This window comes from Amycolatopsis umgeniensis, from assembly GCF_014205155.1.
Classification (GTDB): domain Bacteria; phylum Actinomycetota; class Actinomycetes; order Mycobacteriales; family Pseudonocardiaceae; genus Amycolatopsis; species Amycolatopsis umgeniensis.
Genome location: NZ_JACHMX010000001.1, coordinates 1,696,678 through 1,717,177, shown reverse-complemented (window position 1 = coordinate 1,717,177; position 20,500 = coordinate 1,696,678). Strand labels below are relative to the sequence as shown.

The window sequence follows — 20,500 nt, the reverse complement described above, 5'->3', positions numbered from 1 at the left end:
CGGGGCAACGCGTTTTCGGGACCTGTCCCCGAACGTGGCGGCCACACTGGGCGAATGAACCGAGACACCGAACCGAAACCCGTCTGGACACCGGCGAGTGTGCTCGGCTGGGTGCTCGGCACGGCGCTCACCGTGATCGTGAGTAGCTTGATCCTCGGGATGATCATCGGGAGTTTCCTCGGTGAGCAGACGCTTTCCTACGTGCTCGGGCTCATCCTTTCGGCGCTCTATGCCGCCTTCCTCGTGGCGCGCGCGATCAGGATCCGTCGGTAGACCGCTTCCACAGGTTGATGTCGGCCTCGGTGGCGTAGCGGTCGATCTCGGCCAGCTCTTCCTTGGTGAAGTGCAGGTTCTTCAGCGCGCCGACGTTGTCCTCCAGCTGGGCGACGCTGCTCGCGCCGATCAGCACCGACGTCATCCGCGGGTCTCGCAGGCCCCACGCGAGCGCGAGCTGCGCCAGCGTCTGGCCGCGCCGCCGCGCGATCTCGTTCAGCGCCCGGATCTTGCCGAGGGTGTTCTCGGTGATCGTGTCCGGGTTGAGCGACTTCCCTTGCGCGGCACGGGAGTTGTCCGGGATGCCGTCGAGGTAGCGGCTCGTCAGCATGCCCTGCGCCAGCGGCGAGAACGCGATGCAGCCCGCGCCTTCGGTTTCGAGCGTGTCGAGCAGGTTGTCGCCTTCGAGCCAGCGGTTGAACATCGAGTACGACGGCTGGTGGATCAGCAGCGGCGTGCCCAGTTCCCGCAGCAACCGGGCCGCTTCGGCGGTCTTCTCCGACGAGTACGACGAGATGCCGACGTACAGCGCTCGCCCGGAGCGGACGGCGGTGTCGAGCGCGCCGACGGTCTCCTCGAGCGGCGTCTCGGGGTCGAAGCGGTGCGAGTAGAAGATGTCGACGTAGTCCAGGCCCATCCGGCCGAGCGACTGGTCCAAAGAGGACAGCAGGTACTTGCGCGAGCCCCATTCGCCGTACGGACCGGGCCACATGTCGTAGCCCGCCTTGGTCGAGACGACCAGTTCGTCACGGTATGGCTTGAAGTCCGACGCCAGCAGCCTGCCGAAGTTCTCCTCGGCCGAACCGTAGGGCGGGCCGTAGTTGTTGGCGAGGTCGAAATGGGTGATGCCCAGGTCGAACGCCCGCCGGGCGATGTCCCGCTGCGTGCCCAACGGCTTGTCGTTCCCGAAGTTGTGCCACAGGCCCAGCGAGATCGCGGGCAGCTTCAGGCCGCTGCGCCCGGTGCGGCGGTAAGGGATGCTCTCGTATCGGCCCTCGGCCGCGACATAGGTGCTCACGGGCCGATGCTAGCCGCCGTGAAGAGCGCGGCGACGGACGCGAGGTGATCTTTGAACGCCGAAGGCGCCTCGACCTCGAAAGGCGCCCCGATGGCGGCGAGGATCAGCACGGGCCAGTCGAAGGTGTCGACGTTCATCGTCAGACGGCAGGAGGTCTCGTCGATCGCCTCGAGCGCGCCGCCGAGATACCGCACCGCGGCCTCGACCCGGGCCTTCGGCGCCTCGACCCGGACGATCAGCGAATGTGTCGTCGGCCTGGCCTTGATCTGGGCCTCGACGAACTTGACCGCGTCGCCGCCGGGGATCTCGCGCGGCCGGTAGCGGGCGCCGGTCGTCCGCGGCTCGCTGAGCCTGTCGACGCGGAAGGTGCGCCAGTCGACCCTGTCGAGGTCCCACGCCACCAGGTACCAGCGCCGTCCGAGCGAGACGAGCCGGTGCGGCTCGACCAGCCGCGCGGACTCCTCGCCACCGCGTGCCGCGTAGTCGAACTTCAGCCTCTCGTCGTCCCGGCAGGCCTGCGCGATCACCGTCAAGCTGGCCGCGTTGACCCGGGGACCCGTGACGGCCGCCGGCGTCGAGTACGCCTGGAGCGCGTCGACGCGTCTGCGCAGCCGGGGCGGCATCACCTGGACGACCTTGGTCAGCGCCCGGACCGACGTCTCCTCGATGCCCTCCACCGAGCCGCCCGCCGCCGTCCGCAGGCCGACCGCGATGGCCACGGCCTCCTCGTCGTCCAGCAGCAGCGGCGGCATGACCGTGCCCGACCTCAGCTGGTAGCCGCCCGCGACACCTCGGCTCGCGTTGACCGGATAGCCCAGCTCGCGCAGCCGTTCGACGTCGCGCCGCAGGGTCCGCTCGCTCACCTCGAGCTTGTCGCTCAGTTCGATCCCCGACCAGAAGCGGTGTGTCTGCAGCAGGGACAGCAACCGCAGCATCCGCGCACTCGTGTTCGCCATGAATCCAGATTCGCTCCGATTCCGGTCAGAAAGTGGCCGGAATTGACTTTAGCGTTGTTCCCATGACGATGACACTGGACACCCCGGGCGCCGCGACCTCGGAAAACGCGCTCGAGCCGAAGCCGTACCGCTGGCGCTGGCCCGCGCTGTTCGTGATCCTGACCGGCTCGGTGATGGAACTGCTCGACATGACGGTCACGAGCATCGCGGGGCCGGTCATGCAGGCCTCGCTCGGCGGCGGCACGTCGATGATCCAGTGGCTCGGCGTCGCGTACACCCTCGCGATGGTGTCCGGCCTGCTCACGGGCGGGCGGCTCGGCGACATCTTCGGCCGCAGGCGCATGTTCGTGATCGGCGCGATCGGCTTCGTCGTGGGTTCGCTGTTCTGCGCGATCGCGGTGAACCCCGAGATGATCATCACCGCGCGGGTGGTGCAGGGGCTGTTCGGCGCCGCGATGGTCCCGCAGGGCCTCGGCATGATGAAGGAGATGTTCTCCGGCAAGGAACTGCAGTCCGCGTTCGGCATGTTCGGCCCGGTCATGGGGCTCGCCGCGGTCGGCGGCCCGATCCTCGCGGGTTCGCTGGTCGACGCCGACCTCTTCGGCACCGGCTGGCGGATGATCTTCCTGATCAACCTCCCGATCGGCGCGCTGGCCGTGGCCGCCGCGCTGAAGTTCCTGCCCGAGTCCCGCCCCGGCGGTTCGCTCAAGCTCGACATCCCCGGCGCGCTGCTCGCCACGACCGGTGCCCTGCTGATCGTCTTCCCGCTGGTGCAGGGCCGCGAGTACGGCTGGCCGCTGTGGATCTTCGCGATGATGGCCGCCGCGGTCGTGGTGTTCGGGGTGTTCGCGTGGTTCGAGAAGCGCAAGAGCCGTCGCGGCGGTGACCCGTTGGTCGAGCCCAGCCTGTTCCGCAAGCGCAGCTTCCTCGCCGGGATGGCGACCGGCACGATCTACTTCGCGGCGTTCTCGGGCTTCGGCTTCGTGTTCGCGCTGTACTTGCAGCTCGGGCTGGGTTTCTCGCCGCTCAAGGCCGGGCTTTCCGGGGTGCCGATGTCGCTGGGCATGATCGTCGGGATGGGCCTGGTGCAGGCCGTCCGGAAACACGGCCGCAAGGTGCTGCACACCGGCGCGCTGATCATGGCCGCCGGAGTGGTCGCCCTGCTGCTGCTCCTCGGCCCGGACGTCGGCCCGTGGCAGCTCGCCCCGGCGCTGCTGGTGGTCGGGATCGGCTCCGGGCTGATCATGGGGCCGTACTTCGAGATCGCGTTGTCCGGAGTGGAGCCGTCGGAGGCCGGATCGGCTTCGGGCGCGCTGACGTCGCTCCAGCAGGTCGGCGGCGCGCTGGGGATGGCGTTGCTGGGCACGGTGTTCTTCGACGCGGGCACCGCGGGCCCGACCGACGCCGCCCAGCGGACGTTCTGGGTGGTCGCGGTGATGGTGCTGCTCACCTTCGCGGTCGGGTTCCTGCTGCCCCAGCGGATCCGCGACGTAGAGTCGGCCGGGTAGGCGATCGAGCTGGGAGGCCGCGTGGCTGGGACCGGGTACTTCACTTCCGTCGAAGACGTGACGGCGAAGCTCGCCGACACCGGCTACCTGGCCTCGGCGGCCGTCGCCACCACGGTGTTCCTCGCGGACGCCCTCGGTAAGCCGTTGCTGATCGAGGGCCCCGCGGGGGTCGGCAAGACCGAGCTGGCGAAGGCGGTCGCGGAGGCGAGCGGCTCCCGGCTCGTGCGGTTGCAGTGCTACGAAGGCGTCGACGAGTCCCGCGCGTTGTACGAGTGGAACCACGCGAAGCAGCTTCTGCGGATCACCGCCGGCAAAGACGAGACGTGGGACGAAGCCCGCAACGACATCTTCGGCGAAGAGTTCCTGCTGGCCAGGCCGCTGCTGACGGCCATCAAGGGCGACGAGCCGACCGTCCTGCTCATCGACGAGACCGACAAGGCCGACGTCGAGATCGAGGGTCTGCTGCTGGAGGTCCTCGGCGATTTCCAGATCACCGTCCCGGAACTCGGCACGATCACCGCCGGGCGCAAGCCGTTCGTGGTCCTGACCTCGAACGCGACGCGGGAACTCTCCGAGGCGCTGCGGCGGCGCTGCCTGTTCCTGCACATCGATTTCCCCGACGCGGCACTGGAACAGCGCATCGTGCGGCTCAAGGTGCCGGGTGTCGACGACGCGCTCGCGTCTTCCGTGGTCAAGGTGATCACCGCGCTGCGGGCGATGGAACTGCGCAAGGCGCCGTCGGTCGCCGAAACCCTCGACTGGGCGCGGACCCTGCTGGCGCTCGGCGCGGACAGCCTCGGTGAGGACGTCGTCCGCGCGAGCCTCGGCGTCATCCTCAAACACCAGGAAGACGTCGTGAAGGCGGACGCGCGGCTGGAACTCGGCAAGGTCCTCGACTCGTGAGCGGCGTGCCGGGCAGGCTCGTCGAGTTCGTGGAAGCGTTGCGGGAAAACGGGATCCCGTGTGGTCCCAGTGAGACCGTCGACGCCGCCGCGGCACTCGAAGTGCTGGGCCTGGCCTCCCGCGAGCAGATGCGCGAAGGGCTCGCGGCGGCGCTGGTGCGGCGCGGCGGCCAGCGCGCGGTGTTCGACGCGACGTTCGACATCTACTTCCCGCTCGGCGTCGGCGCGCCGTCCCAGGATCCCGTCGACGATCTGGCCGCGCTGCGCGATCGGCTCGCCACCGCGCTCGCCGCGAACGACCGGACGGATCTGACGCAGCTGGCCGCGCTCGCCGTCGACATGCTGGGGGAGTACGGCGGCACGGCGGGGAGCGGCGGCTGGTCGGCGCACCAGACGCTCGAACGACTTCAGCCGCAAACGCTCGTGGTGCGCGTGCTCGAAGCGATCCGCGCGGGCGCTTGGGACGAGGACTTCACTGACAGACTGGACCGCGACGACGTCCGCCGCCGCGTCGAGGGCTTCCGTGGGCTCGTCCGCACCGAAGCACGGCGGCGGGTGGCGGAAGTCCGTGGCAGGGAAAGGGTTTCGCGGCACGCCGTCCCGCCGGCCGCCGATCGCGTCGACTTCCTCCTCGCCAGCCGCGCGCAACTCGCCGAACTGCGCCGGGTCGTGCAGCCCCTGTCCCGCAAGCTCGCCACCAAGCTGGCCGCCCGGCGACGGCGGCACGCGCGCGGGCAGATCGACCTGCGCCGGACGTTACGGCGTTCGCTGTCCACCGGCGGTGTCCCGATGCGGCCGTCGTACCGGCGGCACCGGCCGGGGCGCCCGGAAATCGTGCTGCTGTGCGACATGTCGGGCTCGGTGGCCGGCTTCGCGAACTTCACCATGTTGCTGGTGCAGGCCCTGCGGGACCAGTTCAGCAAGGTGCGGGTGTTCGCGTTCATCGACGCGTGCGACGAGATCACCCATCTCGTCGACACCGGCGCGGCCGACCCGGAGGATCTCGGCGCGCGCATCCTCGCCGACGCCGAACTGACCCGCTGGGACGGTCACAGCGACTACGGGAACGCACTCGGAGAATTCGCCGAACGCTACGCGGACGCCGTGGGGCCCAAGACGTCCATGCTGATCCTCGGCGACGCCAGGACCAACGGCGGCGACCCGAATCTCGCCGCCGTGCGCGGAATCGCATCCGCGGCGAGGCATACGTACTGGCTCAATCCGGAGCGGACCGCGCTGTGGTCCACAGGGGACTCCGAGGCGCACGCCTACGCGGAAGTCGTCGAGATGTACGAATGCCGGAACGTGCACCAGCTGACCAAGCTGGTCACCCGGCTTTTGCCCGCTTAGGGTTTCAGCGCGGCCTTGCCGTAAGCGTCGGCGTTGCTGAACACTTCCTGCCCGTACTGGGTGGAGTTGTTGTAGATCAGCACCGCGGTCCACCAGCCAGTGGGTTTGCCGAGGTCACCGCCCCGCGCGCACATGTACCGCGCTGTCGTCATCGCGGCGTCGTCGATGTTCTGCGGATCCGGCGCGACGCCGTCGCCGCTCGCGCGGACGCCGTACCGCTTCCAGGTGGCGGGCAGGAACTGCATCGGCCCGACAGCGCGATCCCACTTCGCGTCACCGTCGAGGGCGCCCTTGTCGGTGTCGACGACGGCCAGCACGCCGGGCGAGCCGTCGAGCGGGATGCCGATGATCGGCGGCGTCACGATGCCGTCCTCACCGGCACGGGAACCGTCGTGCCGGGCGTGCTGCGATTCGGTCCGTCCGATCCCGGCGATGGTCGCCCAGGTGATGTCGCAGCGAGCCGGTGCTTTCGCGGCCGCGTTCACGTACGCCCGCAGCGCCCGTGACGGGATGTCCGTGTTCTCCGACACCTTCGCGATCCAGGCGTCCTTCGCGGGCTCAGCGGGCAGCGGTCCGGCGTCCCCGGGGATCGCCGAACGCGGCGCGGGTGTGAGCGCGGGCACGGTGAACACCGGTTTGACCGGCACCGGCTCACGGTCGTTGAGGCTGACCACGACCCAGACGGCGCCCGCCACCAAAGCGCCCACGACCAGGAGCGCGAGCATCACGCAGCCGCGCGGGCCGCGTTTCTTGGGCGGTGGCTGCCACTGGTCCATCAGGTCCAGCGTCGAAGGGGACGAAGCGGTCACCGGTTCCACGGTACGTGACGGATGTGGAGAACTTGTGTGGCCACCCGCGTCAGGCGAGCCAGGCGTCGATCTCCGCGTGGATCGAACGCTTCAGGTCGCTGGGCGCGAAGGAAGCGTCGACGGACGCCCTGGCGAGACCGGCGAGCGCGAGATCGTCGTAGGCGAACGCCTCCCGCGTGCGCAGGAACTCGTCGGTCAGGGTGGTCCCGGTGACCGACGGGACGTCGGTGCTGAGGGTGACGACGAGTCCGGCGTCGACCAGCCGGGGGAGCGGGTGCTCTTCGAACGACGGCACGAGCCCGAGCGTCACGTTCGAAGACGGGCAGACCTCCAGCGCGATACCGCGTTCCCGCACCTCGGCGACCAGCGCGACGTCCTCCAGGATCCGGATGCCGTGGCCGATCCGTTCGCTGTGCCCGATCTCGAGCGCCTCGCGGATGCTGGCCGGTCCGGCGTCCTCCCCGGCGTGGTGGATCAGGCGCAGCCCGGCCTCTTCGGCCTCGTCGCAGATCCCCGCGAACGGCGCGAGCGGGAACTTCTCCTCCCCGGCCAGCCCGATCGCGAACACCCCGTCCGGGGCGTACCGGCGGGCGAGATCCAGGGTGAGCCGGGCGCGTTCGACCGACCGGCGGCGCGAGTGGTCCAGGAGAACCCGCCAGTGGAGCCCGTGTTCCGCCGCACCCGCCGAAAGTCCTTTGAGGACGGACGCCAGCGGCATGTCCGGTTCGCCCAGCCGTTCGCCGTGTGCCGCCGCGGTGAAGGTGACCTCGGCGTAGCGGACGCCGTCCGCGACCTGGTCTTCGCAGAACTCGCGCGCCACCCGTTCGAAGTCCTCCGGCTTCCGCAGGCAGGACCGCAGCAGCCCGTTGTAGTCGCCGAACGCCCGGAAGCCGTCGAACACGGGTTGTTCGGCGGGTACGGCGATGCCGTTCGCCTCGCCGAGATCACGGAGCGTGTCCGGCCGGATGGTGCTTTCGAGGTGGACGTGCAGATGCGCCTTGGGCAGCAGAGAAAGATCCCGCATGAGCTCGAACCTAGCGGGCGGCGCGGGGCCGCGCTCCCGGTTTTCCGCCACGCTGAGCAGCGCCGATATCCGAAATGAGTGATTTGGCGCGCTCCGGGGAACCCGGTGGCCATGATCGGTCGTTGAGCAGGACAACCAGACGACCCCGAGGAAAGGGACCCATCGTGGCTCTACTGCGGAAGTTGACCGCCCTGGCCGGCACCGCCGGGGCCGTGCGCGCCTACGTGCGGAAAAATCCCGAGAAGGTCTCCAAGGTCGTGAACAAGGCGGCGACCTTCGTCGACGGCAAGACCAAGGGCAAGTACCACAGCCAGATCGACGGCGCGGTGCGCAAGGTCGACGGGATGACCGGACGGCCGCCCCGTCGCCCCTACGAGCACTAAGCCTCGGCGAGCGTCTCGAGGATCTGCTCGCCGTACTTCGCGAGCTTGTTCTCGCCGACGCCGCTGACAGTGCCGAGCTCCTGCAGCGTGGCGGGCCGTTTGGTGGCGATCTGGCGCAGGGTCGCGTCGTGGAAGATCACGTACGCGGGCACTCCCTGCTCCTTCGCCGCCGCGGCTCGCCACGAGCGCAGCAGTTCGAACACCGGCGCCGCCTCGGCGGGCATGTCGGCGGCCGCCGCCTTCTTCGCGCTGGACCGGGCAGCGGCCTTCGCCACCCGCTCCGGCTCACGCCGCAGCTGGACCTTCCGCTCCCCGTTCAGCACCTCGGCGCTGCCCTCGGTCAGCACGAGCGAGCCGTAGTCGCCCTCGACCGCCGCGAGCCCCTGTGCCAGCAATTGCCGGACCACGGCCCGCCATTCGGGCTCCTTCAGCTCCGTGCCGATCCCGAAGACCTTCAGCGAGTCGTGCCGGTGCTGGGTCACCTTCGGCGTCGACTTGCCGAGCAGGATGTCGATGATCTGCCCCGCGCCGAACTTCTGCCGCCGCTCGTTCTGCAGCCGGACGATGGTGGAGAGGAGTTTCTGCGCCGGGATCGTGCCGTCCCACGTCTCCGGCGGCGCCAGGCAGGTGTCGCAGTTGCCGCACGGCTCGCTCTTCTGGCCGAAGTAGGTCAGCACCTGCACACGACGGCACTCGACCGTCTCGCACAGCGCCAGCATCGCGTTGAGGTGGGCGCTCTGCGACCGTTTGTGCGCCTCGGACCCCTCCGACATGTCGATCATCTTGCGCTGCTGGACCACGTCCTGGAGGCCGTACGCCAGCCAAGCCGTCGACGGCAGCCCGTCACGGCCCGCGCGTCCTGTCTCCTGGTAGTAGCCCTCGACGGATTTCGGCAGGTCCAGATGCGCGACGAACCGGACGTCCGGTTTGTCGATGCCCATGCCGAACGCGATCGTCGCGACGACTGTCAGCCCGTCCTCGCGCAGGAAGCGCGACTGGTGCTTCGCACGTGTCCTCGCGTCCAGCCCGGCGTGATAGGGCACCGCCGGGATCCCGTTCTCCACCAGGAAATCCGCGGTCTTCTCCACCGAGTTCCGCGACAGGCAGTACACGATCCCCGCGTCACCCTTGTGCTCGGTGCGCAGCAGCTCCAGCAGCTGGCGCTGCGGCGAGTTCTTGCCGATGATCCGGTACTGGATGTTCGGCCGGTCGAAGCTCGCGACGAAGTGCTTCGCGTCCTCGAGGTTGAGCCGCGACGCGATCTCGGCGTGCGTCGTCTTGGTGGCGGTGGCGGTGAGCGCGATCCTCGGCACATCCGGCCAGCGCTCGTGCACCGCGGACAACATCAGGTAGTCGGGCCGGAAGTCGTGACCCCACTGGGAGACGCAGTGCGCCTCGTCGATCGCGAACAGCGAGATCTTGCCGCGGTCGAGCAGCCGGACGGTCGCTTCGACCGAAAGCCGCTCCGGGGCCAGATACAGCAGGTCGAGTTCGCCGGAGAGGAACGCGGCCTCGACCCGGTTGCGCTCGGCGTAGTCCTGCGTCGAGTTGAGGAAACCCGCGCGCACGCCGAGGTTCCGCAGCGCGTCGACCTGATCCTGCATCAACGCGATCAGGGGTGAGATCACCACGCCGACACCCGGCCGGACCAGGGCGGGGATCTGATAGCACAGCGACTTCCCGCCGCCGGTGGGCATGAGGACGAGCGCGTCACCGCCTGCGATGACGTGTTCGACGATGGCGTGCTGGTCGCCGCGGAAGTTGTCATAGCCGAAAACGCGGTTCAGCGTTTCGAGGGCTTCCGAGGTACCGATGTCGGGGGCTGCCACCCGGACGATTCTAGGGGCGGGGTCCGACAGTGAACGCGGCCGCGCACCTCAGCGCGGGAAATCCCAGTCCAGCGCCCGGTTTCCGGTGACGACCGCCCGGTAGCCGCCCAGGACCGTCCCGCCCGTTTCGAGGGCTGTCGCGGTCTGCTCCAGCAAGTCCGTCAGGGTGGCGGGCCACCGGTCGAAGTTCACCGATCCCTCGTGGTCCCATTCGCCGAGCCGCCCGGTGCCGGTGCGCTGGTCGAGGAACAGCCCGTCGCCGCCACCGGAGACGGCGATGGGCACGAACCGCCCGTGCCACCAGTAGCCGACGCTCTCGTCTCCTGCCGACTTCAGCACTTCGCACAGGCTCTTCGCCTCGCTCGCGACGGTTTCCGCGGAAGCGGGGTGGTTGAACGGCGGAAGACTGAAGCTCTCCCCGATGCCCGTGACGCCGTCGTGGCGCAGGAGGGAGGCGACGAGTTCGGCGGGAAGGGCGACGCCGGCCTGCCGTTGCGTCTCGGTGATCCGCTGGATCGTGGCGGGCGGGCGGAGGGAAGCCGCCGTCGTCGGCGCGTTGGCCCGGAGCCAGCGCTCGACGCGGTCCCAAGCGGCGTTCACCCGGCGGGTGGTGGTCTCGGGGACGGGGGTGAGCGCGGCGGGGCCCTGCCCGAGACGGCAACCGCTGTCGATGGTCAACGTCCGCCGGGTCGGAGGCGGGGGCGCGGCGGTCGAGTAGGACGGGGTGGCCGGTGTCTTCGGTGTGATCCACGGCGGCGGCTCGGAGGAGAGCCACTGTGCGGCCTTGCCGTGCCCGCTCCGCACCGTGACCGCGAAAACGAGACCCAGCACGATGACGACGCTCGCGGCGGCGATCACCGCCGCGCGCCCCCACTTCTTGCGCATGGGGAAAGCCTAGTTGCTCTCCTCGGCCGCTTTCCGTCGTTCGCGGCGACCGCGCGCGATTTCGGTGGCGAGCGCGTCGAGCGGCCCTGTCCAGAACCGCCGGTACTGCTCGAGCCAGCCGTCGATCTCCTTGAGCGGGCCGGGATCCACCGAGTACAGCCGTCGCGCGCCCTCGGCGCGGACGGTGGTGAAGCCGTTCTCGCGCAGGACGCGCAGATGCTGGGAGACCGCGGGCTGGGAGATCCCGAACTCGGCGCGGACCACCGCGGTCACGTCGCCGGAACTCAGTTCCCCGTCCGCCAGCAGTTCCAGGATCCGGCGGCGTACCGGATCCCCCAGGACGTCGAACGCGTGCATCCGGCAACTATCACGGCCTGGGCTTATATAAGTCAAGGTTGCAAGGCCGGGGTCACCTCGCGGTGGCATCGTGGGGCCGGAGACACCGGAAGGGGAATCGATGAAACTGGCCGAAGTGGTGGCCGACGGGTTTGGCCGGGTCCAGGAGGTCGTGCACGAGGCCGTCGAGGGTCTGAACGCGGAGCAGCTGGTCGCGAGCCCGGCGCCGGGGGCGAACACGATCGCCTGGCTGGTCTGGCATCTGGCCCGGGTGCAGGACGATCACGTCGCCGATCTGATGGGCACCGAGCAGCTCTGGACCTCGCAGGGCTGGCTGGACCGGTTCGCGCTGCCGTTCCCCGCGGCCGACATCGGGTACGGACATCGCCCCGAGGACGTCGACGCGGTCCGGGTCGACTCCGCGGACCTGTTGACCGGGTACTACGACGCGGTGCACGAGGCGACGACGGCTTGGGTCGCGGGCCTCGGCGAAGCCGACCTCGACAGGGTCGTCGACGACGCGTGGGATCCACCCGTCACCCTCGGGGTGCGCCTGGTCAGCGTCCTTTCCGACGACCTCCAGCACGCCGGACAGGCCGCGTACGTCCGGGGGCTCGTACTCCGCGATACGTAGGCGAGGTGCCGCTCCACGACGGACGACGGGAGCGCCGCCCGGCGAAACACTGGTCGCATGAGTACTTCCACGGTGCGGCGACCGCCGATGACGCTCACCCCACGGTGGCGGAAATTCGCCCTGCTCGTCCATGTCGTTTCCTCGGTCGGCTGGCTCGCGATCACCCTGGTGAACGCGGTCCTGACCTTCACCTCGGTGTTCACCGAAGACCCCCGGCGCCAGCACGCGGCCATCCTGATGATGGAGCAGGTCGGCGGCTACCTCCTGCTGCCGGTCAGCCTGATCGCCCTGCTCAGCGGGATCGTGCTCAGCCTCGGCACGAAATGGGGACTGGTCCGGTACAACTGGGTCGCGATCAAACTGGTGCTGACCCTGATCGCCGCCGGGTTGACGCTGTTCTCCCTGCTGCCGGGGCTCCGCGAGCTGGCGGAGGCGGCCACGTCCACTATGGACAGTGAGTTCGTCCCGGCAGGCCGTCGTGTGGACGGCTTCTACCCGATCATCGTGTCCACGACGATGTACGTGACCATGACGGTGCTGTCGGTGTACAAACCGGGCGGGAAGACGGCCTACGGACGCCGGGTGACCGCCACACGGGCCCGCCGGCGCCAGCCGGTCTAGAACTGTTCGAGGGCCTCGTCGATCCGCTCCGCTTCGCCGCGCAGATCGTCCAGGGTGGTCTGGGCGGCGGCGGTCTCACCGTTCGCCGCCTCCTCCTCGAGTTCGGCGTCGGCGAGCCGCTGCCGGAGATCGTTGGCCTTCTCCGTGATCTTCTCGGCCCGGCGTTCGGCGCGGGAGAGGTCGATCTCGGCCTGCTTGCGGGCCTTCGCGAGATCGGCCGCCTCGCGCCGGAGCCGGTTGAACTCCGCCAGCCGCTTCTGCTCGCGTTCGGCCTCTTCCCTGGCTTTGGCGGTCCGCTCCTGTTCGGCTTTTTCGGCGGCTCGCCGTTTCGCCTTCCGCCGATCGTCCAAATGCGACACCGTGGCGGGCGTTTCCCTTTCCGGGGCGGGCTCTCGCCTCGGTTGCGGGGCGAATCCGCTGGTCAGCCACTGGTCGCCCGCGCTGTCCGCGCCGCTGCTCAGCCGTCCGGCCAGCGCGAGCGCCGCCACCTCGGGATCGGCGACGACGGCTTCGAGCGTCGCTTCGACTTCGCGGGCGACGGGTTCGCTCATCGAGCGTTCCTCCTGCAGGATCCGGTTCACCAGATCCTGACGCTGCCGGGTGAGCTTGCGCAGATCCGCGCCGGCGAGCGCCGAATGCGCCTTCCGCAGGTCCTCGCCCAGTCTGGCCAGTTCCTCCAGCTCGGGGGAACCGGCACGGCGGTTGAGGATGGTGGCCGCGAGCGTCGGTTTCCGCAGCGCGCGGATGCGTTCGGCCAAAGCGGCGTCACCCGCGGCCTTGGCCTCTTTCGCCCGCTGGTTGCGCACCGACACGAACACGGCCGGATCGCCGGCGTAGAGCTCGTCCGCGACCTCGTCGAACTCCATCGTCCTCCGCAGGAGCACTAGTCGGAAATTTCTCGTCCGACCACGATCCCACGAAACGCCAGGGCTCTCACCTTTTCGTGAGTGTTTGTCAGGATCCGCGGTCCGCCCGTGCCTCGAGAACCCGCTCGACTTCGTGGACCAGGTGCTAGCGGATCGGCTCGTTCGGCGACACCCGCCGGACCGGTGAACCGGGGATTGCCCGGAGCCGGTCGGCCCAAGGGAAGATCGGCACTTTGGAGGTGGCGCGCCCCCGATGGTGGAACGACGATGAGCACGAGTCCCGGGGGAAGTCCGCTGCCGCTGGAGGTACGCATGTCCGTCACCGAACGCGCTCCCATTCCCCTTAGACCGCACTTCCTCGGCTCCGGCCCGTATCCGGAACACCGGTGGCGCGTGGTCTGCTGGTCGGTCCTCGCCGGTTTCGCGCTGACGGTGATCTGGTCGGCGCCCTTTGTGGACAGTGTGATCGGCGACAGCGTGGCCAACACCCTCCTGGGGCACAATGCCAAGGAGACCCCGATCGGCGGTGTGCTCGCCGGGACGTTCTTCGCGTTCGTCTCGGGGCTCGCCGGAACCTTCACCGCGTGCAACATCGCCGCGTTCGGTGCCGTCGCCCCGCTTGTCGGCGGAGAGACCACCGGGCGGCCGAAGCTCGTCGACACCTTGAAGCCGCTGGGCTGGATCGCGTCGGGCATGCTGACCGTCTCCGTGGTGTACGGCGTCATCGTCGCGCTCGTCGGCACGCGGATGCCCCAGTTCTCGACAGCTTCGTCGCCGGGCGGTCTCACGCCGCGGAACATCCAGTCGATGATCGTCTACGGCGTGATCGGGATCGTGTTCATCGTGCTGGGACTGGCTTCCGTCGGCCTCGTCCGCAATCCGATCGCCGGTCTCGCCCGCCGGTTCCCGCCCGCGCCGCTCGTCCTGATGGGCGCGCTCATCGGCGGGTTCCTCATCGGCAGGCCGTTCCCGCTGTTCCGGATGATGTTCCGGAGCGCGGCCGAGAGCCACAACGTCTTCTACGGCGCCGCCGCGTTCGCCCTGCAGTCTGTCGGCAACATCCTGGTGATGGCGTTGTTGTTCCTGCTGCTCACCCACGGCACGGGCGGACGGCTGCAGCGGTGGATGCTCGCGAAGCCCGCCAGGATCGCGGTGGTGACCGGAGCGGCGCTGCTGGTCGCGGGCACGTTCACGCTGCTGTACTGGGACCTGCGGGTGCTCGGCCGGACCGGCGTCATCTGGTATCCGACCATCAAGTGGTGAAAAGGCGGGCCAGCACCTGCTCGACCGAATCCTGAAGGCACCTCGCCGCGTCTTCCCGGCCGGCGAGGTGTTTCAGCAGGCCTTGCTGGAACAGACCGTCGAAGAGCGCGTACGTCGTCGACGGTGTGAGATCCAGCGGTTTGTCCACCAACTCCGCGTACCGGGCGACGATGCGCCAGATCATCAGTTCGAGTGTCTCGTCGATGGCGAGGACGTCGGCCCGGAACACCTTTTCGAACAGGCTCTGATTGCGCAGGTCGTACCAGAGCCGATGCAGCCGGGCGTCTTCACACAGGGTGGCCGCTGTCGCGGCACCGAAGGCCCGCTTCAGTTCTTCGGCCGTTTCCGCGGTCTCGACTATCCGGTCGTATCGGGTGACGCATTCGGCCTTGTACTGCTTGACGCAGTAGGTGATCAGCTCGACCTTGTTCCGGAAGTAGTAGTGCAGGACCCCGTGGGAGAACTCGGAGTTCTGCGCGATCTCCCGCAGGCTCGTGCGCGCGTAGCCCAATTCGGACAACGTGACCAGCGCCGACATCGCCAGCTGTGCACGTCGTTGGTCGAATCTGTCCACCTGGCGGGTGTGGTCACCGCTGCGGTCCGCCACGTCGGTCACAGTTCCCGGTTCCCGTCGTCTCGGGTGCCCGTCGGCCACGAGCACGTCGTCGGATTCTAGCCCCGGGAAGGGTTTTCTTGCGTTCGACAGAATTTATTCGAGCCATTCGGTGATGAAGTGGTCGCTCTCGTGGATGTGGACGGCTTCGTAGGTTTCCGGGCCGATCACGGCGAACTTGTGCGGTGTGTCCGCGGGGACGACCAGGACATCACCCGCCCCGCCTTCGCGTTCGGCGGCGCCGATGGTGAACCTGGCCCGGCCGCGGATGACGACGAACGTCTCGGCGTACGGGTGCTGGTGCAACCTCGGTCCGGAACCGTCGACGTCGGTCCGCTCGCGGATGATCGAGACTCCGGAGCCGATGTCGCGGCCTTCGACGTTCTCCGATATTTCGGCGGTCATGCCGCCACCCTAACCCCGGCCGCGCACGTCGTGGGCCTATTCGCCGCGGTCGACCACGAACGCCGAAAGACCGATGAGCAGCGCTCTGGCCGGACGGTCGGGGAGACCGAGCGCGAGGTCCCGGGCTTTGGCGGCGTAGCCGTGGGCTTCGGCGAGCGCGCGATCGACACCGGCGGAGCCGCGCAGGAGCCCGAGCGCCTCATCGCGGAGCGCGGGATCGGAAACCGGCCCGTGCCCGATGATTTCGCGCAACCGTGCCGCTCCGGACCCTCTGTCGTCGAGCGCATGGAGCATCGGCAGGGTGACGATGCCTTCGCGGAGGTCGGTGCCCGCCGACTTGCCGAGGTCGGTGGTGGACGCGGAGATGTCGAGCACGTCGTCGGAGATCTGGAACGCGACTCCGATCAGTTCGCCGTACTGATCCAACGTTTCGACGATCCGCTCATCCGCGCCCGACACCTGCGCGCCGAGCCGTCCCGCCATCGCTATCAGCGACGCGGACTTGTCGGCCATCACCTGGATGTGGTGTTCGTAGGGCGCGTGCCGTCCGCAGTCTTCGAACGGCCCGGTGGTCTCGAGGAACTGGCCCCGGACGAGCCTGCCGAACGTCTTCGCCTGCGCACGCAGCGCGTAATCGCCGAGGCCGGCGCCGACCCGCGCCGCGCGGGCGAGCACGTAGTCTCCGATCAGAACGGCTTTCTTGTTTCCCCACAAGGAATTCGCACTCTTCACCCCATGCCGCATCGGCGCTTCGTCCATGACGTCGTCGTGGTAGAGCGTCGCGACATGGACGAGCTCGACGAGTACCGCCGCCGAAATCGCCTCGTCCCACCCGCCGCCGAACGACGCTCCGGCCAGCGCCATCAAGGGCCGGAGCCGTTTCCCGCCCGCGCGGACGAGATGGGTGGCGGCTTCGGTGAGAGCGGGAAGACCGGGGCTGCGCAACACCTCCTGAAGTCTGTCTTCGACCTGGGACAGGCCGGTGCGGAGTTCGGCGGCGAAGGCCGCGTGCCGCTCGTCGGCCGGATCCAGCCCGAGTTCCGTGACGATCGTCGTCGTGTTCACGACCCCCAGCATCCGAGCCGACGGCACGAGGCCGCATGGCGCGCGCGGGGGAGATCGTTCCCTCCCGGGAGGGAAATCGCGAGATCAGAAGGGCGGCTCCGGGCTCCCGGCGGCCACCGGCGTTCGCTCCCACGCGCCGTCCGACGGGGTGCCGCCCGAACTACGGCCCGCCTTGTTCACCTTCGCCGTGGCATAGCGAAGCGACGGGCCGATCTCGTCGACGTCGAGTTCCACCACCGTCCGTTTCTCGCCTTCCTTCGTTTCGAACGATCGCTGCTTCAGCCTGCCCTGCACGATCACCCTGGTGCCGCGGGTGAGGGACTCGGCCAGGTTTTCCGCCGCCTGCTTCCACAGTGAGCAGCGCAGGAACAGCGGGTCTCCGTCGCGCCATTCCCCGCTTTCGCGGTCCAGCACGCGCGGCGTGGACGCGACGGTGAAGTTCGCGACCGCCGCTCCCGACGGGGTGAACCTCAGTTCCGGGTCGGTCGTCAGGTTGCCGACCACCGTGAGCACCGTTTCTCCGGCCATGACACTTTCCTCCTCGATTCCGCGCGCGGGCCCCGGCCGGGGCCCGCTGTCGCCTGGGAAGAGGAGACCACCGGGGTACGACAGTTTCGGACGGCCCGCGGCGATCGGAGGTCACGAAAGGGCCGGTGACGACATCCCCGCGGACGAAATGCCCTCTCCGAGCCGGGCGAGCCCTTCGTCGATCCGATCCGAACCGACCAGGCCGTAGCCGATGACCAGCCCGCCGCGCGTTCCCCCGTACGTGGAAAGACTTTCGACGGCCACCCCGGTCCGCGCCGCTTCCGCGACGACACCGTCCACAGTGACCGTCGCATGTGGAGCGAGCGGTGCGCACAGGTGGAGCCCGGCGCTCGAAGGGACGATCTCCAGCACGTCCCGTACCTCGTCACGGACGAAGGCCAGGATCCGGTCCCGGCGCGCGGAATACTCACGGGTTGCCTTGCGCACGTGGCGCGCGAGCAGGCCCTCGTCGATGAAGCTCGCCAGCGCCGCCTGGGTGACGAGGTCGCCGTGCCAGTCCATCAGCTGCTTCGCCTGCCGCAACGCGGGGCGCAGCGAAGCGGGAGCGACGAGGAAGCCGAGACGCAGCAAGGGAAGCAGCGTCTTCGAGAACGACCCGACGTAGAGCACCCTGCCGTCGCGATCGAGGCTTTGGAGCGGCTCGAGAGGACGGTCCGAGAACCGGTACTCGCTGTCGTAGTCGTCCTCGACGATCACCGCGTCGTTCCGTTCCGCCCACGCCAGCAACGCAGTTCTCCTGGAGAGCGACATCGGCGTGCCGAGCGGGAACTGGTGCGACGGTGTCGTGTAGACCAAGCGGGTTCCCCTGGCGAGTGCGGTGACGTCGAGGCCTTCGTCGTCCACCGGTACCTTCTCGACCCGGGCCCCGAGGGCGGTGAAAAGCCGCGCGGCCGGGGGATATCCGGGGTCTTCGACGGCGACCCGCGTGCCGGGCTCGATCAGGACCCGGCCGATCAGATCGAGGGCCTGTTGCGCCCCTTGGGTGACCAGGACGTCCTCGCCGCCCGCCCGCACCGATCGGGCGGCGCCGATGTGCCGGGCGATCGCCACCCGCAGGGCTTCGAGCCCGGCCGGGTCGGCGTATCCCGACGGAGGCAGCAACGAGGGCCGCAGTGCCTGGCTGACCAGCCGTCGCCAGGTCTGCAGCGGGAACAAGGCCGGATCCGGGACGCCGACGCGGAAGTCGAAGGCCGGTGCGGACCGGTCGGCGCCGAGCGGCGGCGGGAGCGAACGCCAGTGTGCGGACGGCCGAACTCCGGCACCCGCCGGAGCGGAGCGATCCGCGCGGGTCACGGAATCGGCGCTGACGAACGTCCCTCGCCCTACGTGGCTGCTGAGGAACCCCTCCGAGGTGAGACGTTCGTAGGCGACCGCGACGGTGTTGCGCGAGACGTCGAGTTCGCGGGCCAGTTCCCTGGTCGGCGGCAGGCGTTCCCCTGAGCGCAGGCGCCCGTCGAGGATTCCGTCGCGGAGCTGGCGGTAGATCCGCGCGGCCAGGTCGGTGTGACCGTCGAGGCTGATGTGGAACGGCACGCGCCGAGTCTATATTGGCCCAACCGAAATATCGGATATTGGAACTGGGACATGGCCAATCCGGCGCCTAACTTGAGTCCATGGAGTCCTCGAAGAGACTGGCACTGGCCCAGCTGATCAGCTCCGTCGGCGACGGCGCGTACTACGTCAGCTCGGCCCTGTACTTCACGGTGATCGTCGGGCTCTCGCCCGCGCAGGTGGGCCTCGGCCTCACCGTGGGCTGGGCGGTCGGCTCGGTGGCCGGGATCGCGCTGGGCCATCTGGCCGACCGTCGCGGGCCGAAGGGAACGGCCGTCCTGCTGGGACTCGGCACGGCGGCGTCGGTCACGGCCTTCCTCTTCGTCAGCTCGGCTGTCGCGTTCGTGATCGCGGCCTGCGTCTACGCCTGCTTCCAATGCGGCCTCGGTGCGGCGAGGCAGGCGCTGCTCGCGGGCCTGATCGACCCTGCCGAGCGCACGACGTTCCGCGCGCGGCTGCAGGCGATGTCCAACGCGGGCATCGCGCTCGGCGCGGCGCTCGGCGGGATCGCGCTGGCGGTCGGGACGCGAGAAGCCTTCCTGACCGTCCTCGTCATCGACGCGCTGAGTTTCGTCACCGCGACTCTCGTGCTCCGTAAGGTGCCTTCGGTGGCTCCAGCGCCGGTGCGGACCGGCGAGCCGTCCGTGGCCGTCCTCCGCGACCGCCCGTACGCGCTGCTGGCGCTGCTCAACATGATCATGTTGCTCTACATGCCGCTGTTCAGCCTGGTCCTGCCGCTGTGGATCTCGACCAGGACCGCGGCCCCGAGCTGGCTGGTCTCGGCGATGCTGGTGCTCAACACGGCGAGCGTCGTGGTCTTCCAGGTGCGGGTGGCGCGCGGCGTGACCGGTCTGCGCAGCGCCTCCCGGTACGCCCGGTACGCGGGCTTGCTGCTTTTCGTCTCCTGCCTGATCTTCTCGTTCTCCGCGATGAGCGACTCCGCGTGGGCGGCGGCGCTGGTCCTGCTCGCGGGCGCCGCCTTGCAGGTGGTGGGGGAAATGGCGCAGGCGGCGGGCTCGTGGGAGATCGGCTTCGGTCTCGCGCCCGACGGCAAACAGGGCCAGTACCAAGGGCTCTTCGGTGCCGGGACGGCCATCGCCCGCATGCTCGGCCCGGTGCTGCTGACCGGCCTGATCCTGGTGGGCGGCGCGGCGGGCTGGGTGGTGCTGGGCGCCCTGTTCCTGCTGGCCGGCGCGCTCACCGCACCCGCCGTCCGCTGGGCGGAGCGGAGGTCACAGCGGTTTGATCCGGAGGATGGCGGCGCCGTCACCGATGCCCAGCAGGTCGATCGCGAGGTCGTTGTAGGTGACGCCGCTGCCCGGCCCGAGCATGGCCTTGAAGTCGGAGCCCTTCGCTGAGGCTTCACACCTCTTGCCGGTGCAGCTTCCGCCTTGCCGTGGCCCGATGCCGCGGGCGATCAGCGCGACGATGTCACCCTCGATGGACTGAACGGTCACGGAGCGGACCCTCGTCCGCTCGGGAAGCGTCATCTTGCCGCCCACCGGCGCGCTGACCTCGCACAGACCGTCGGAGCAGGCTGTCAGATCGCCGCCGTCGGCGGGTTTCGGGGGCTCGGGCGAGTCCGGACCGCAGCCCGCCACGAGAAGGAGTGTGCCGAGAGAGCCCAAGACGTGTCGGAGCATGCCGGGAGCGTAGAGAT

The 20,500-nt window shown here is 69.2% G+C and carries 22 protein-coding genes; 9 read left to right on the top strand and 13 right to left on the bottom strand.

What is annotated here, in order from left to right; translation table 11 throughout:
- The first annotated feature begins 54 nt into the window (after positions 1-54).
- Positions 55-273 (top strand): hypothetical protein, encoded by a 219-nt coding sequence (locus tag HDA45_RS07520; protein ID WP_184893149.1) that lies wholly within the window; start codon positions 55-57, stop codon positions 271-273.
- On the opposite strand, the gene mgrA is transcribed toward HDA45_RS07520, so the two are convergent.
- Positions 257-1,291 (bottom strand): L-glyceraldehyde 3-phosphate reductase, encoded by a 1,035-nt coding sequence (mgrA, locus tag HDA45_RS07515; RefSeq protein ID WP_184893147.1) that lies wholly within the window; start codon positions 1,289-1,291, stop codon positions 257-259. The two genes, HDA45_RS07520 and mgrA, sit on opposite strands and share 17 nt — an antisense overlap.
- A complete protein-coding gene (locus HDA45_RS07510; protein ID WP_343072019.1) occupies positions 1,288-2,247 on the bottom strand; it encodes a helix-turn-helix transcriptional regulator in 960 nt (319 codons plus the stop codon). The genes mgrA and HDA45_RS07510 overlap by 4 nt, the downstream gene beginning before the upstream one ends.
- 62 nt (positions 2,248-2,309) lie before the next feature.
- On the opposite strand from HDA45_RS07510, the gene HDA45_RS07505 reads away from it, so the two are divergent.
- From HDA45_RS07505 to HDA45_RS07495, 3 genes are read left to right on the top strand one after another with little or no spacing between them, the layout of a single operon-like run.
- On the top strand, positions 2,310-3,755 hold the full coding sequence (locus tag HDA45_RS07505; RefSeq protein ID WP_184893145.1) for an MFS transporter: 1,446 nt from the start codon (positions 2,310-2,312) through the stop codon (positions 3,753-3,755).
- Between the two features lie 21 nt (positions 3,756-3,776).
- Complete coding sequence (locus HDA45_RS07500) at positions 3,777-4,658, top strand: AAA family ATPase (RefSeq protein ID WP_184893143.1); 882 nt, start codon at positions 3,777-3,779, stop codon at positions 4,656-4,658.
- Positions 4,655-6,007, top strand: a complete 1,353-nt coding sequence (locus HDA45_RS07495) for a VWA domain-containing protein (RefSeq protein WP_184893141.1) — start codon at positions 4,655-4,657, stop codon at positions 6,005-6,007. The genes HDA45_RS07500 and HDA45_RS07495 overlap by 4 nt, the downstream gene beginning before the upstream one ends.
- On the opposite strand, the gene HDA45_RS07490 is transcribed toward HDA45_RS07495, so the two are convergent.
- Positions 6,004-6,816 carry a lytic murein transglycosylase gene (locus HDA45_RS07490; RefSeq protein WP_343072018.1) on the bottom strand — a complete coding sequence of 271 codons (813 nt, stop codon included), beginning with the start codon at positions 6,814-6,816 and terminating at the stop codon, positions 6,004-6,006. The genes HDA45_RS07495 and HDA45_RS07490 overlap by 4 nt on opposite strands.
- A gap of 49 nt (positions 6,817-6,865) precedes the next feature.
- A complete protein-coding gene (gene add, locus HDA45_RS07485) occupies positions 6,866-7,840 on the bottom strand; it encodes an adenosine deaminase (protein WP_184893137.1) in 975 nt (324 codons plus the stop codon).
- Positions 7,841-8,004: 164 nt separating this feature from the next.
- Here add and HDA45_RS07480 point away from each other — a divergent pair, with 164 nt between their 5' ends.
- The gene (locus HDA45_RS07480) at positions 8,005-8,223 is read left to right on the top strand and encodes an Rv0909 family putative TA system antitoxin (RefSeq protein ID WP_184893135.1); all 219 of its coding nucleotides are present in this window, start codon (positions 8,005-8,007) and stop codon (positions 8,221-8,223) included.
- Here the strand turns inward: HDA45_RS07480 and recQ are convergent.
- Genes recQ through HDA45_RS07465 form a run of 3 tightly spaced genes read right to left on the bottom strand, consistent with a single transcriptional unit; the run spans position 8,220 to position 11,294 of the window.
- Positions 8,220-10,052: a DNA helicase RecQ gene (recQ, locus tag HDA45_RS07475; protein ID WP_184893134.1), complete on the bottom strand. Its 1,833-nt coding sequence runs from the start codon at positions 10,050-10,052 to the stop codon at positions 8,220-8,222. The genes HDA45_RS07480 and recQ overlap by 4 nt on opposite strands.
- A gap of 48 nt (positions 10,053-10,100) precedes the next feature.
- A complete protein-coding gene (locus HDA45_RS07470) occupies positions 10,101-10,937 on the bottom strand; it encodes an SMI1/KNR4 family protein (protein ID WP_184893132.1) in 837 nt (278 codons plus the stop codon).
- A gap of 9 nt (positions 10,938-10,946) precedes the next feature.
- Positions 10,947-11,294, bottom strand: coding sequence for an ArsR/SmtB family transcription factor (locus tag HDA45_RS07465; protein ID WP_184893130.1), 348 nt, complete (start codon positions 11,292-11,294; stop codon positions 10,947-10,949).
- A 100-nt stretch (positions 11,295-11,394) separates the two neighbouring features.
- Between HDA45_RS07465 and HDA45_RS07460 the strand changes: the two genes are divergently transcribed.
- Together HDA45_RS07460 and HDA45_RS07455 are read left to right on the top strand one after the other, a co-directional pair.
- Positions 11,395-11,907, top strand: a complete 513-nt coding sequence (locus HDA45_RS07460; protein ID WP_184893128.1) for a mycothiol transferase — start codon at positions 11,395-11,397, stop codon at positions 11,905-11,907.
- A 57-nt stretch (positions 11,908-11,964) separates the two neighbouring features.
- Positions 11,965-12,528: a hypothetical protein gene (locus HDA45_RS07455; RefSeq protein WP_246480648.1), complete on the top strand. Its 564-nt coding sequence runs from the start codon at positions 11,965-11,967 to the stop codon at positions 12,526-12,528.
- Here HDA45_RS07455 and HDA45_RS07450 read toward each other — a convergent pair.
- Positions 12,525-13,394 carry a hypothetical protein gene (locus HDA45_RS07450; protein ID WP_184893126.1) on the bottom strand — a complete coding sequence of 290 codons (870 nt, stop codon included), beginning with the start codon at positions 13,392-13,394 and terminating at the stop codon, positions 12,525-12,527. The two genes, HDA45_RS07455 and HDA45_RS07450, sit on opposite strands and share 4 nt — an antisense overlap.
- 312 nt (positions 13,395-13,706) lie before the next feature.
- On the opposite strand from HDA45_RS07450, the gene HDA45_RS07445 reads away from it, so the two are divergent.
- Positions 13,707-14,657 (top strand): hypothetical protein, encoded by a 951-nt coding sequence (locus HDA45_RS07445; protein ID WP_184905402.1) that lies wholly within the window; start codon positions 13,707-13,709, stop codon positions 14,655-14,657.
- On the opposite strand, the gene HDA45_RS07440 is transcribed toward HDA45_RS07445, so the two are convergent.
- The 5 genes from HDA45_RS07440 to pdxR all read right to left on the bottom strand — a co-directional run bounded on the left by HDA45_RS07440 (position 14,647) and on the right by pdxR (position 18,822).
- Positions 14,647-15,273, bottom strand: coding sequence for a TetR family transcriptional regulator (locus HDA45_RS07440; protein WP_184893124.1), 627 nt, complete (start codon positions 15,271-15,273; stop codon positions 14,647-14,649). The two genes, HDA45_RS07445 and HDA45_RS07440, sit on opposite strands and share 11 nt — an antisense overlap.
- 93 nt (positions 15,274-15,366) lie before the next feature.
- Entirely contained in the window at positions 15,367-15,675 is a 309-nt protein-coding gene (locus tag HDA45_RS07435) for a cupin domain-containing protein (RefSeq protein WP_184893122.1), read from the bottom strand.
- 36 nt (positions 15,676-15,711) lie between these two features.
- Positions 15,712-16,740, bottom strand: a complete 1,029-nt coding sequence (locus tag HDA45_RS07430; RefSeq protein WP_343072017.1) for a polyprenyl synthetase family protein — start codon at positions 16,738-16,740, stop codon at positions 15,712-15,714.
- Positions 16,741-16,824: 84 nt separating this feature from the next.
- Positions 16,825-17,268: a single-stranded DNA-binding protein gene (locus HDA45_RS07425; RefSeq protein ID WP_184893118.1), complete on the bottom strand. Its 444-nt coding sequence runs from the start codon at positions 17,266-17,268 to the stop codon at positions 16,825-16,827.
- A 111-nt stretch (positions 17,269-17,379) separates the two neighbouring features.
- Positions 17,380-18,822: a MocR-like pyridoxine biosynthesis transcription factor PdxR gene (gene pdxR, locus HDA45_RS07420; protein ID WP_184893116.1), complete on the bottom strand. Its 1,443-nt coding sequence runs from the start codon at positions 18,820-18,822 to the stop codon at positions 17,380-17,382.
- Positions 18,823-18,902: 80 nt separating this feature from the next.
- Here pdxR and HDA45_RS07415 point away from each other — a divergent pair, with 80 nt between their 5' ends.
- Positions 18,903-20,198, top strand: coding sequence for an MFS transporter (locus tag HDA45_RS07415; protein ID WP_184893114.1), 1,296 nt, complete (start codon positions 18,903-18,905; stop codon positions 20,196-20,198).
- Positions 20,199-20,500: the final 302 nt, after the last annotated feature.